The organism is Pseudomonas sp. DG56-2, from assembly GCF_004803755.1.
Classification (GTDB): Bacteria; Pseudomonadota; Gammaproteobacteria; order Pseudomonadales; family Pseudomonadaceae; genus Aquipseudomonas; species Aquipseudomonas auratipiscis.
On sequence record NZ_CP032311.1, the window covers coordinates 3867908 to 3880990 of the forward strand.

Consider the following 13083-nt stretch of genomic DNA (forward strand, 5'->3'; position numbering starts at 1 on the left):
ATGCCTGAATTCAACGCCCCCTTGCGCGACATGCGCTTTGTCCTTCACGAAGTGTTCCAGGGCCCGGCCCTGTGGGCGCGCCTGCCGGCCCTGGCCGAGCGCGTGGATGCCGATACTGCCGATGCAATTCTTGAAGAAGCGGCAAAAATCACCGCACAACTGATTGCCCCACTCAACCGAAGCGGCGATGAACAAGGCGTCGCCTTCGACGCAGGCCAGGTGAGTACGCCAGACGGATTTGCCCAAGCCTGGCAAACCTACCGCGAAGGCGGTTGGGTCGGCCTTGCCGGCAACCCCGAGTATGGCGGTCTGGGCATGCCGAAGATGCTCGCGGTGCAGTTCGAGGAAATGCTCTACGCCGCCAACTGCAGTTTCAGCCTGTACTCGGCGCTCAGTGCCGGTAGCTGCCTGGCGTTGGACGCCCACGCCAGTGAAGCACTCAAGGCCACTTATCTGCCCCCCCTCTACAGCGGCCAATGGGCAGGCACCATGTGCCTGACCGAACCGCATGCCGGCACGGACCTGGGAATCATCCGCACCAAGGCCGAACCTGAAGCCGATGGCAGCTATCGAATCAGCGGCACCAAGATTTTCATTACCGGCGGCGAACAGGACCTGACCGAGAACATCATCCACCTGGTGCTGGCTAAACTGCCGGACGCACCGGCCGGCCCCAAGGGTATTTCGCTATTTCTGGTTCCCAAGTTCCTGGTCAACACCGACGGTAGCCTGGGGCCCCGCAATCCGGTGCATTGCGGCTCCCTTGAACACAAAATGGGCATCAAGGCCTCAGCCACCTGCGTGATGAACTTCGACGCAGCTACCGGCTATTTGATTGGGGAAGCGAACCGTGGCCTGGCGGCCATGTTCACCATGATGAACTACGAGCGACTGTCTATCGGTATTCAAGGTATCGGTTGTGCACAAGCGTCTTATCAGAACGCCGCACGTTACGCTCAGGACCGCCTGCAAAGCCGCGCCGCTACCGGAGCGCAGTTACGCGACAAGGTTGCCGACCCCATTATCGTTCACCCCGATGTTCGACGCATGCTCCTGACCATACGCGCCCTGACCGAGGGTGGGCGGGCCTTTGCGACGTATGTCGGTCAGCAGTTGGATATTGCCAAGTACGCCGAAGATGCCGATGAGCGCGCGCGTGCTCAGCGTCAGGTAGCCTTGTTGACACCTGTGGCGAAGGCCTTCTTCACCGATAATGGCCTGGAAAGTTGCGTGCTTGGCCAGCAGGTGTTCGGCGGCCACGGCTACATTCGCGAATGGGGCCAGGAGCAATTGGTGCGCGATGTACGTATCGCCCAGATCTACGAAGGTACCAATGGGATTCAGGCGCTGGACCTACTCGGCCGCAAGGTTGTTGCAGATGGCGGTAAAGCGCTGGCCGAGTTCACCGATGAAATTCGCCGTTTCTGTGCAACCCAAACGGTCTATCGCGAACCACTGCTCAAGGCAGCAAGTGAGCTGGAAAGCCTTAGTCAATGGTTGTGCGAGCAGGCTCACAGTGATGCCAACGCAGTGGGCTCAGCCTCGGTCGAGTACCTTCAGGTGTTCGGTTACGTAGCCTATGCCTACATGTGGGCGCGCATGGATGCTGTCGCGCAAGAGAGCCTGCCCCAGGACCCACGCTTCTATACGGCCAAACGTGCCACCAGCGCCTTCTACTTCGCCCGGCTGCTGCCACGTACACTGTCGCTCCACGCCAGCATTCGCGCGGGTAGCCACTCGCTGTTCAGCCTCGCAGCCGAACAGTTCTGAAGCTGAACAGCTACCGTTGGTCGTCCAGGATCTCTCGTCAAACCCGGCCTTCAAGTCGGGTATGACTGAGAACTCAGTTCTTTTACGAGCAACGGCGGATGAAAATCCTACAACTGATAGTCATTCGCCATTATCTCGGGTTCTCGCCGCCTAGGCTGCAAGGGTAGAATAGGCAAAACCGGGAGCCTTGATGAACCACACCAGCCACAATGGCGACGAACACGATGCCATCACCGATGCCGCCGCGCATTGGTGCCTGCGCCTGCAAGCACCCGACTGCACCGCAGCCGAACGGCTAGCGTTTGAGCAATGGTTGGCCGCCAACCCGCTGCATGCCCAGGAATACCAGGCAATGCTGGAGATCTGGGAGATCTCCGACAATCTGCCGCGCACTGCGACACCTGGCAATGTCATTGCCCTTCCCCATCGTCGTCGCCCCACTGTATGGCGCCATTATGCTGCGGCCGCAGCCATCGTGTTGGCGGCGTTGCCGGCAGGTGCCTGGATCGGCTGGGAGCAAGGCTGGTTACCGAACAACTATCAGTACCTGGAAAGCAGCAACGCCATCAGCCATGTCGTACTGCCTGACGGCAGTCAGGTGGAGTTGAACCTGGGGAGCGAGTTGCGCTTTACCAACTACAAAGATGAGCGCCGGGTCACCCTGGTAAAAGGCGAGGCTTTCTTCAAAGTCAAGCACGACAGCCAGCACCCTTTCGTGGTGCACGCAGCCCAAGGTCAGACTCGGGTGACCGGAACCCAGTTCAATGTGTGGAAGTATGAGGACCAAGTCAAAGTCACCCTGGTCGAAGGCTCGGTGCTGGTCAGCAGTGACGTCAGCGACCCCAAAGGGGGGTATCGCCTGGGCCCTGGGATGCAGGCACGCTACAAGTCCGGGGACTACGAGCCGCGCTTGAACCAGACCTACGACAATGACACCAGCCTGGCCTGGCGCAATGGCAAACTGATTCTCGACAACCTGAGCCTGGCCCAGGCCCTGCCGCAGATCAATCGCTACCTGGATCAGCCCATGAAACTGGCCGATGAGAGTACAGGCCGCATTCGTATCAGTGGAATCTACGACACCACCCAGATCAAGCGCCTGGTCAGCAATTTACCCAAAGTACTGCCGGTGTACCTGACCCGCAACAAAGACGGCAGCATGCTGCTGAACCGTATCTCACTACCGCCTGCACGGGGTTGAGCCTTGCGCTCAACCCCAGTTGACTGAAGTTACAGCGTCATAGCTGCCAGCCAGCCAAATGCCAGCAATGGCAGGTTGTAATGGATGAAGGTCGGCACCACGGTATCCCAGATGTGATGATGCTGGCCATCCACATTCAAACCGGAAGTCGGGCCGAGTGTCGAGTCCGAGGCCGGCGAACCTGCATCGCCCAGTGCACCCGCGGTGCCGACAATGCATACGGTCGCAACCGGATCGAAACCCAACTGAACACACAGCGGCACAAAGATCGCGGCGAGAATCGGCACGGTCGAAAACGACGAGCCAATGCCCATGGTCACCAGCAAGCCCACCAGCAGCATTAACAGTGCGCCGATACCTTTGCTGTGATTGATCCACACCGCAGAAGTTTCGACCAGGCTGTTAACCTCGCCGGTGGCCTTCATGACTTCAGCAAAGCCGGAGGCGGCGATCATGATGAAGCCGATCATGGCCATCATTTTCATCCCCTCGGTAAACAGGTCGTCGGTTTCCTTCCAACGCACGATGCCTGACACCGAGAAAATCAGAAAGCCGGCCATCGCGCCGATAATCATCGAGTCCAGCCACAGCTGAATGATGAACGCCGCGCCAATGGCAACGCTGGCAACCAGCAGGGTCATCGGGTTGTAGCGCACCGCCACCTGCTCGACCTGCTCGATTTTTTCCAGGTCATAGACACGTTTCTTGCGATAGCTGAAAAGCACCGCCACCAGCAGGCCAAAAAGCATACCCGCTGCAGGAATAGCCATGGCGTGTGTCACATTCACCGCGCTGACATCCACGCCGCTGCGACTGACGTTGGCCAGCAGGATCTCGTTGAGAAAGATATTGCCAAAACCCACCGGCAAGAACATGTAGGGCGTGATCAGGCCAAACGTCATCACACAAGCGACCAAGCGCCGGTCGATCTGCAGTTTGGTCAGCACATACAGCAATGGCGGGACCAGCAATGGAATAAAGGCAATGTGGATGGGCAGAATGTTCTGCGAGGAAATCGCCACTACCAACAACAGACCGATCAGCAACCATTTGACCTTGCCAGTGTTGGCATGGCCTTGCTGCCCCACCATCGCCAGAATACGGTCAGCCAGGGCATGGGCCATGCCGGATTTGGCAATTGCCACAGCAAAGGCGCCGAGCAAGGCATAGGACAAGGCAACCGTGGCACCACCACCCAAGCCACCGTTGAACGCCTTGAGCGTTCCTTCAATACCCAGGCCGCCCACCAATCCGCCCGCCAGCGCACCGACGATCAGGGCGATCACCACATGCACGCGGGACAGACTCAAGATCAGCATGATGCCGACCGCGGCAATTACTGCATTCATTCCTGTGACCTCTAGAAACCAGACAAAAAGCGACCGATTCGGCGACAAACTGCCCTGGAGCAGTGGCCGAACGACGGTATTTTTATGGAGGGCGCACACTCTGAAGCAGGCCCCTGCGCTTGTCAAAGTTCGAAAGTCGAATGTTGTCGTAGGAATGAACGAAAACGACGCATCTAAATTGACCGTTTGAATAAAGAAGGGAGCTTGTCCGCCGATAACGTTGGCAGCCCCAATCTTTTTTGGATCAAAGGACTTCGCCATGTCGTTCAGACAACTTTCCATTCAGTGGAAAATTACCCTGCTGGCCGGTTTGTGCCTCGCCAGCATCGTTACTCTGCTGGTTGGCCTTTCGTTGTACCGCATGGAGCACAGCTCGGAGCTGGTCAAGACCAGCAGCATGCAAATGCTTACCGAAGCCGCTCAGGGACGCATCGAATCCCAGGGCGAAGTCCAGGCCTTGAACATTCGTCGACAGTTCATGGATGCCTACCAGTACGGTGCCGGTTTCTCCCGCCAGGTGCTGTTTCTGCGCGAGCAGGCCGAAAAGCGTTTTCTCGACGCCTTTGATCTGCGCGAAGACCTTACCCGCCAGGTGCGCGCCGCGCTGCAGGCCAATCCCGACCTGCTCGGCTTGTCGCTGGTGTTTGAGCCCAATGCACTGGACAACAAAGACGAACTGTTCGCCAACCAGGCGCAACTGGGCAGCAACGAACAAGGCCGCTTTGCCCTGTACTGGTCGCAACCGACTCCAGGCCAGCTGACGTCCATGGCCCTACCGGAAAAGGACATGGCCGATACCAGCATCGGCCCGAGCGGCGAGCCGGCCAACACTTGGTCGGTATGCCCACGCACAACTCGCAAGACGTGCGTCATCGAACCCTATTTCTATGAGATTGCCGGCCAGCAGGTGCTGATGACCAGCATCGTGTTTCCATTGATGGTGGCCGACAAGGTGGTCGCCACGCTGTCCATCGACATCAACCTCAACAGCTTGCAGGCCATGAGCCAGCAAGCCAGCAGCAATCTCTACCAGGGCCAGACTCAGGTAAGCATTCTCAGCCCTGTGGGCTTGCTCGCCGGTCACAGCCCGGCCCCCAAGAAGCTAGCCCAGCGCTACGACCAGGTCGACACCGAGAGCGGTGCCGAACTGATCCGCCTGTTGGCAGACAGCAAGGCACTCAACATTCTTCATCATAAAGACCGCCTCAAAGTCCTGGCATCCTTCTCCCCTATTCCAGGGAGCAAGTCCTGGGGGGTTCTGCTGGACGTGCCAGAAAGCGCCCTGACTGGCCCAGCTGAAGCCTTGAAGCAGGAGCTCGACAACAGCAACACCAGCGGCACCCTTCTCGAGTTGGGCCTGGGCGCCCTGGCTGCCGTGGTAGGCCTGCTGCTGATCTGGCTAATGGCCAAAGGAGTAACCCGCCCGATCCTTGGCGTAGCAGCCATGCTCAAAGACATCGCCAGCGGTGAAGGTGACCTTACCCGTCGGCTGCAGTACGACAAAAAAGACGAATTGGGTGAGCTGGCAGGTTGGTTTAACCGCTTCCTCGACAAACTGCAGCCAACCATCGCCGAGGTCAAACGCTCGGTTCAGGCAGCCCGTGACACTGCCGACCAGTCCTCTGCCATCGCCAGCCAGACCAGTGCAGGCATGGAGCAGCAATATCGCCAGGTGGATCAGGTGGCCACCGCCTCCCATGAGATGAGCGCCACCGCACAGGATGTTGCGCGCAGTGCCGCCCAGGCCGCTCAGGCGGCGCGCGAAGCCGACCAGGCAACTCAGCAGGGCCTTTCGGTAATCGATCGCACCACCAGCAGTATCGATACCCTGGCAGCCAACATGAGCACCGCTATGGCGCAAGTTGAGGGTCTGGCCGAAAACAGTGACAAAATCGGCTCGGTGCTGGAAGTCATCCGCTCCATCGCCGAACAGACCAATCTGCTGGCCCTCAATGCCGCCATCGAGGCTGCTCGTGCCGGCGAGGCAGGCCGTGGATTTGCGGTGGTCGCCGATGAAGTACGCAACCTGGCCCGCCGTACTCAGGAGTCGGTAGAAGAAACGCGTCAGGTGATTGAAGAACTGCAGGCCGGTACCCGTGAAGTGGTTGGCGCCATGGACAACAGCCATCGCCAAGCTCAAGGCAGCGTTGAGCAAGTCAGCCAGGCAGTTACCGCACTGCAGCAAATCGGCAATGCGGTGACTGTGATCAGTGACATGAATCTACAGATTGCCAGCGCCGCCGAAGAACAAAGCGCAGTCGCCGAGGAAATCAACAGCAACGTCGCGACCATCCGCGACGTGACTGAATCGCTCTCCAACCAGGCCAATGAATCGGCGCGAGTCAGCCAGTCACTCAATAGCCTGGCCAACCAACAGCAAGGGCTCATGGATCAGTTCCGCGTCTGAGCCTCTTCAGAGCTCATCCCTGGGCGGGTGGAACCTGCCACCACCCAGGATTTTATCGAGCAGGACCAATGTGCCGTGCACGTCGGGCCTTGCCCCCATTGGTGCAACGTCCGAGTGAGGCAAGGTGGCATCCCTGTAGCCTGCCTGCATGACCAACAAATGCATCTGATCGGCGTTCAGATAGATATGGTGCTGTTCCATCGCATAGGACTGGATCAAGCTCAATGCGCCGGTGACCAAGGGCGTGGCGCTCGAGGTTCCAGCGTAATGGGCGGTGTAATCCCTGTCATCGCCAGACTTGTCCTGCAGATCACCACCCCCTAGGGTTACCACACTGTCCCCCCAGGAGTTGAGCATTCGATACGGGTACCTGAAGTTCGAATACTGATGGGGTTTGCCATCCCAAGACTGACACGCCCCCACCACGATCGCCTCGGCGTCTCCGTGGTTATCAAAGTAGCGCCAATCTGCAAGGTTGACCCTGTAGTGCGCCGTCGTACCCTTATCGGCCAGGCTTTTCGAACTGCCATTGCCTGCCGCGAAAACCACTACGGCCCCGCGTTCGGTCAGGGCTTGGGCCATATCCCACCAATCGCGCTCCTGCAGTGATGGCAGGAATGTCGACAACACATTCACGTTCGCCGACTGCCGATTGATGGCCACGATGTCTCCGGGCTCGACGTAACGCAGAAGATCCTTCGGTGTTCGCACACGAGATGCGTGGTCCTGCGCCCGATTGTTGTAGAGGTACAGCTCGCTGGCATGGCAGATACCGGTCATCCCGCGCGAATCGGGGGTAGCCAACAGGATTCCCACTGATTTGGTGCCATGACCGGGATCATCGTTGGGCTGTTGCGTGATGATCCTGAGATTGGGATTGCCCTTGAGATCCTCGTGATCTGGAAACAAGCCACCATCTGAAAAGTGCACCCTTGCCCCTTTTCCGGTTACCTGACGGGCCCATGCCTTGCGCACATTCATGCCCTTGTATCTGATGCCAGGTTCATCCAGGTAAGTCTGCAACGCTTCGAAATCAGGCGTTGGCCGGGCCTCCTCATAGGCATCATTACCGGCCACCACCGCTGCACCTGTGAGCAAGGTCGCCAGTATTGCCGCGGCACCCGCGACAACCACCGCCGACTCGACTTCAGGCGCGACGAATTGAAGAGACTCAAGATATTCAAGTGCTTCCAAGGTCTGGATCAACGCAACATAGGTTTCATTGAGCATGCTCGACGGCTGTTCCAGATAGCAGTAAAGGCTGAGCACGGCCAGCTTGTCGTCGGAACGCTCCTGTGGGTCTAGAAGTGGGCGAGGATCAATGACGTCTTTGAGCGATGGCCAGAGGCGCACAAGATCGGAACCTGAGTCGGGTTCAAGCTCTGCCAGAAAACGCTCCAGCCCTCCCTCGAAGAACTTGAGCAGCAACGTCGGATAGGACATGCCTGGCGCCACAAAGGGAAACGGTTGCAGCGATTCACCCAGCGGATCCTCCACCTCCCGCGCCTCATTCGCCAGTTCGTTGCCCTGCCCCTCCACCACCGACCTTTTACGCCTACTGTTGCCAGCCGCCAACGGCACCGTATCGAGAATGCCTCTGCTCAACTCCCCTTCATTGATAACAATGACCAAGGGCTCCATGAGCAGCGAGTGGTGCTCATCAACAGGCACATCGGTTACACCGTCCTTGATCCTGACTCGCGGTCTGATGCTGTAAGTGCCTTTCGCTATCTCGGCGTGGAGCGTGGCAGGACAGCCATAATCACCCATCGCACCACTGTGGGCCTGGGAATACACAGACTTGGCGTCGATCGTCACCGGACCATCGGTCCCGACCTTTTCCAGTTCATAACGGATGCTTTTCACTTTATCCAGGCCACTGCCGATACAGCGCACGTGGAACTTTCCATCAAAGCGGAAGTTGCGGTAGTAAACAAAGTTCACATCAAGGCTCATGGGCTCACCTTTAAACGTTCTATCTCCATGCCCTGACCGGGCATACCGAGATACATGCTTGCCCGCCCCAAGCATCCCATCCAGATTGAAGACATTCCCGGTGCAAAGGCTCTTCGCCGGTAGGTCCGACCTCGTCGTCTACACTTTCCCGAATCCATGCAACTGCCTACGACGAGGCCCCATGAAGAAAATTGTGACGCTACTGGCCGGCCTGCTGTTCGCCTTTGACCTGACCGGTACCGGCAGTGCTACAGCCAGCGAGTCGAAGAAGACCATCCACTTTGGCGACATCACCTGGGAAAGCGGTAGCCTGACCACGGAAATCCTGCGCCTGATCGTCGAGAAAGGTTATGGCTACGACACCGATACCCTTCCTGGCAGCACTGTCAGCATGGAGGTGGCGCTGGCCCGCAACGATATCCAGGTGATCGCCGAAGAATGGGCAGGTCGCAGCCCGGCGTGGATCAAGGCCGAGCAAGCCGGCCAGGTGTTTGCCATCGGCGACACGGTGAAGAACGCCGATGAGGGATGGTACGTGCCTGAATATGTAATCAAGGGTGACCCCGCACGCAATATCAAACCTCTGGCACCAGGACTGCGCTCGGTAAACGAGCTCAAGCAGTATAGGTCGGTGTTCAGCGATCCCGAGACACCTGAAAAGGGCCGCTTTCTCAATAGCCCCAGTGGATGGACCTCCGAAACCGTCAACAGCCAGAAGCTCAAGGCCTATGGGCTGGAAAACGACTACGTGAACTTTCGCAGCGGTTCCGGCGCTGCCCTGGATGCCGAAATCACCTCGGCTATCCGTCGCGGCAAACCGGTGCTGTTCTACTACTGGTCGCCTACGCCACTCATGGGACGATTTTCGCTGGTGCGCCTGGAAGAACCAGCGTTCAACGAAGAGGCCTGGAAAACCCTGACCGACCCCAGCAACTCAAGCCCCCAAGGCAGTCGCTCGCTGCCTGCGAAGCTCTCGATCGGCGTCTCGGCACCCTTTCGTAAAGACTATCCCGAGCTAGTCGAATTTTTCGCCAAGGTCGATCTGCCTATCCACACTCTGAACAAAACCTTGGCGCAAATGAGCGAAAAGCGCGAATCAGCCAACGAAGCCGCGGTAAAATTCATGCGTGATCAGCCCGCAATCTGGAAAGCCTGGTTACCCGATGACATAGCCAGGAAAGTCGAGGCTAGCCTGTGAATGGAGGTTTCCCGCAATCCCTGCATTTCTCCTTCGCTGACAGTGTTAACCGATTTGTCGACTGGCTGGTCCTGAGCTACGGCGACCAGTTGCGCAGCGTTTCCGACGGTCTTCTGCAATTGCTGGTCGGCTTGGAAAACCTGCTGCGCGCGACGCCTTGGTGGTTACTACTGCTGATCGTCGCACTGCTTACTTGGCACGCCAGCCGCAGCTTTGTCCGTGCCCTGGTGCTCACCGGCTTGCTGTTTCTGATCGGCGTTATCGGTTTGTGGGACAAGCTCCTGCAAACCTGCGCCCTGATCGTGGTGAGCACAGGCCTGTGCATCCTCATCGGTGTACCACTGGGCATATTGCTGGCCAGTCGCCCGCGCGCGCGCCAGTTGATGATGCCAGTACTCGATGTCATGCAGACGCTGCCAAGCTTCGTCTATCTGATCCCGGTGCTGATGTTATTTGGTCTGGGCAAGGTGCCGGCGATCTTCGCCACCCTGATCTATGCGCTGCCACCTTTGATACGCCTGACCGAGCTGGGTCTTTCGCAAATCGACCCATCCCTCACTCGGGCGGCTCAAGGACTTGGAGCCAGTCGCTGGCAACGATTGCGACGGGTCATGTTGCCGCTGGCCATGCCAAGCATCATGGCCGGGCTCAACCAGTCAGTGATGATGGCGCTGTCGATGGTCGTGGTCGCTTCGATGATCGGTGCGCGTGGCTTGGGTGAAGATGTACTGGCAGGTATTCAAACGTTGAATGTGGGCAAAGGTGTCGAGGCAGGGTTGGCGATAGTTGCGCTGGCCATGGTGATCGACCGGATCACCCAGGCTTACGGACAGTCGAAGGCTAGCGCTTTCAATCAGCGCTGATCATCCACCATGATGAGCGCTCCCACCACGTCGATGCCGCGATCACAACCGAAACAATACCGCCCTACGTCGAAATCTGGACTTCCCCCCACTTTACCTTGCACATGCCAGTAGTCGTCGGCGCCACCTGACCGCAGTTTTGAAGTCCACATTGCGCCAACATAGGGAAATCGCCTGATGCTGAACCTGATCCTCGCCACCATCGTGCCTATCGCCTTGCTGATCGCACTGGGGCGTGCACTGAGGAGCCACGGGTTTCTCGGCGAAGCATTCTGGCCCGCCGCCGAACGCCTGAGCTATTTCGTATTGTTACCCGCGTTGTTCACCCATGGCCTGGCTACTGCTGATCTTGGCGGGCTGCCAGTGCTCGACATGGTAACTGTGCTGTTGCTTTCGACCCTGATTGGCGGGAGCCTGCTGGTGCTGTGCAAGAGCGTGGTGGCTGACGATGGTGCCAGCTTTACATCGGTTTTCCAGGGTGGCGTGCGGTTTAACAACTACATCGGTGCAACATTGGCCGCCGGAATTTATGGCACCGGCGGTATCGCTCTGGCAGCAGTGGCGAATGCTGCCATCGTGCCAACGGTCAACATCCTGTGCGTGATGGTATTTGCACGTTACAGCGGTATACGTAGCTCGCCCGCCAGCGTCATCAAGGCAATTTTCAGCAACCCGCTGATTGTCGGGTGCGCCGCCGGTATTGCCCTGAGAGTCACCGGTATCGGCCTTCCAGCGGGTATCGAACCGACCATCAAGGCGCTCGGTCAGGCTGCGTTGCCACTGGGTTTACTATGCGTGGGGGCAGCACTGGGCAGCAGCGCGCAAGGGCTTGGTCCGCGCCCGCTAGTGGCCGCCTCGTTGTTCAAGTTCGTGGTCCTGCCATTAATCACCTACGGCGTGTGCCGGCTGTTCGGGCTTAGTGGCCAAGCGGCAATCGTCGCCATACTGTTTCAGGCACTACCGACCGCGTCGTCGTCCTATGTAATGGCCAGACAGATGGGCGGCAACGCTCCACTGATGGCCAACATCATTGCCTTGCAAACCTTGCTGGCAGCGCTGACTCTACCGGTAATGTTGAGCCTGACCCTGACGTGATCCTGCGTGCCGTGCCCAGTGCTGGCGCCATGCACGCAGGCAGCCAAGGCTACTTGTCCGACTTGATGCTGGTCCAGACCCGAGTGCGTACACGCTCGAGTTTCTGTGGCAGCGGTTGCACTACATACAGTTTCGTCAGTGCTTGCGCGGTGGGCGTCAGGTTGGGGTTGCCGGTGATCTCAGGGTTTATCAGCGCCAACGAATCTTTGTTGGCATTGGGATAGCCAAGGAAATCGCTGATCGGAGCAATGACTTTCGGGTCCATCAGATTGTTGAGGAATTCATGGGCCTCAGCGACGTTCTTCGCACTCTTTGGAATGGCAAACGTGTCGAACCAGATTGGCGCGCCTTCTTTAGGCAAACGCCAGTCGACCACGACGCCATTACCTGCCTCTTTGGCGCGGTTGCCGAACTGGTAGAAGCTCCCGGAATAACCGATCGCAACACAGATATCGCCATTGGCGATGTCGGTCATGTACTTGGCAGAATTGAAATAGGTGACATAAGGGCGAACCTTGAGCATCAAAGCCTTGGCCTTTTCATAGTCTTCTGGGTTCTGGCTGTTGGGATTGAGTCCAAGATAGTGCAATGCAAGCGGCAGAATCTCCGAAGGCGAATCAAGCATCGCCACGCCACAGGATTTGAGCTTCTGCATATTCTCCGGCTTGAACACCAGATCCCAGCTGTCCACTGGCGCCTGCTCACCCAGTGCAGCCTTGACCTTGGTGGGGTTGAAGCCAATCAACACCGTGCCGTACATATAGGGGACACCGTATTGATTGCCCGGATCATTACTATCCAGCAGCTTGAGCAATGCCGGGTCCTGATGACTCCAGTTGGGCAACTTGCTCTTGTCCAGCTTCTGAAAGACGCCGGCTTTTATTTGGGTATCGAGAAACTGGTTGGAAGGCACGACCAGATCGTAACCCGAATTACCGGTAAGTAGCTTGGCTTCCAGGGATTCGTTGGTATCAAAGGTATCCCAGGTCACTTTGATACCTGACTTGGCAGCAAAGTCCTTGGGTACCGATGGCAAGATGTAGTCAGCCCAGTTGTACACCCTCAACTCTCGCACTTCAGCATTCACGGCGCCGGTTAACAGCGTCAACGCTCCGGCGCCGGCAGCAAGTATACGTTTCAGTGTGGCCATGGATTGTTTCCCCCAAGTTTGGCCTTCAGATTCTTGCTGAGCGTTTTGCCGGTTTACAGTGTGGGGTTGGCCAAAAAGAGATCGGAATGGCCAT

At 57.9% G+C, this 13083-nt stretch carries 9 protein-coding genes and 1 pseudogene; 7 read left to right on the top strand and 3 right to left on the bottom strand.

Annotated features, from left to right (window positions below; genetic code table 11):
• Positions 1–1770 carry an acyl-CoA dehydrogenase C-terminal domain-containing protein gene (locus D3Z90_RS17555; protein WP_136477226.1) on the top strand — a complete coding sequence of 590 codons (1770 nt, stop codon included), beginning with the start codon at positions 1–3 and terminating at the stop codon, positions 1768–1770.
• A 190-nt stretch (positions 1771–1960) separates the two neighbouring features.
• On the top strand, positions 1961–2971 hold the full coding sequence (locus tag D3Z90_RS17560; protein ID WP_136477227.1) for a FecR family protein: 1011 nt from the start codon (positions 1961–1963) through the stop codon (positions 2969–2971).
• Positions 2972–3000: 29 nt separating this feature from the next.
• Here the strand turns inward: D3Z90_RS17560 and D3Z90_RS17565 are convergent, their stop codons facing one another.
• The gene (locus D3Z90_RS17565) at positions 3001–4320 is read right to left on the bottom strand and encodes a Na+/H+ antiporter family protein (RefSeq protein WP_136477228.1); all 1320 of its coding nucleotides are present in this window, start codon (positions 4318–4320) and stop codon (positions 3001–3003) included.
• A gap of 1402 nt (positions 4321–5722) precedes the next feature.
• Between D3Z90_RS17565 and D3Z90_RS27400 the strand changes: the two are divergent.
• Together D3Z90_RS27400 and D3Z90_RS27405 are read left to right on the top strand one after the other, a co-directional pair.
• Positions 5723–5869 (top strand): annotated as a pseudogene (locus D3Z90_RS27400) (HAMP domain-containing protein); the annotation flags it as partial.
• A gap of 102 nt (positions 5870–5971) precedes the next feature.
• Positions 5972–6727 (top strand): methyl-accepting chemotaxis protein, encoded by a 756-nt coding sequence (locus tag D3Z90_RS27405; protein ID WP_371922326.1) that lies wholly within the window; start codon positions 5972–5974, stop codon positions 6725–6727.
• A 6-nt stretch (positions 6728–6733) separates the two neighbouring features.
• Here the strand turns inward: D3Z90_RS27405 and D3Z90_RS17575 are convergent, their stop codons facing one another.
• On the bottom strand, positions 6734–8683 hold the full coding sequence (locus D3Z90_RS17575; protein ID WP_136477230.1) for a S8 family serine peptidase: 1950 nt from the start codon (positions 8681–8683) through the stop codon (positions 6734–6736).
• 181 nt (positions 8684–8864) lie between these two features.
• Between D3Z90_RS17575 and D3Z90_RS17580 the strand changes: the two genes are divergently transcribed.
• The 3 genes from D3Z90_RS17580 (at position 8865) to D3Z90_RS17590 (ending at position 11839) form a co-directional block, all read left to right on the top strand.
• The gene (locus tag D3Z90_RS17580; protein WP_136477231.1) at positions 8865–9881 is read left to right on the top strand and encodes an ABC transporter substrate-binding protein; all 1017 of its coding nucleotides are present in this window, start codon (positions 8865–8867) and stop codon (positions 9879–9881) included.
• Positions 9878–10744, top strand: a complete 867-nt coding sequence (locus tag D3Z90_RS17585) for a proline/glycine betaine ABC transporter permease (RefSeq protein ID WP_136477232.1) — start codon at positions 9878–9880, stop codon at positions 10742–10744. The genes D3Z90_RS17580 and D3Z90_RS17585 overlap by 4 nt, the downstream gene beginning before the upstream one ends.
• A 177-nt stretch (positions 10745–10921) precedes the next feature.
• Complete coding sequence (locus D3Z90_RS17590; protein ID WP_136477233.1) at positions 10922–11839, top strand: AEC family transporter; 918 nt, start codon at positions 10922–10924, stop codon at positions 11837–11839.
• Between the two features lie 49 nt (positions 11840–11888).
• Here D3Z90_RS17590 and D3Z90_RS17595 read toward each other — a convergent pair whose 3' ends face one another.
• The gene (locus tag D3Z90_RS17595) at positions 11889–12989 is read right to left on the bottom strand and encodes a polyamine ABC transporter substrate-binding protein (RefSeq protein ID WP_136477234.1); all 1101 of its coding nucleotides are present in this window, start codon (positions 12987–12989) and stop codon (positions 11889–11891) included.
• Between the last annotated feature and the right edge of the window lie 94 nt (positions 12990–13083).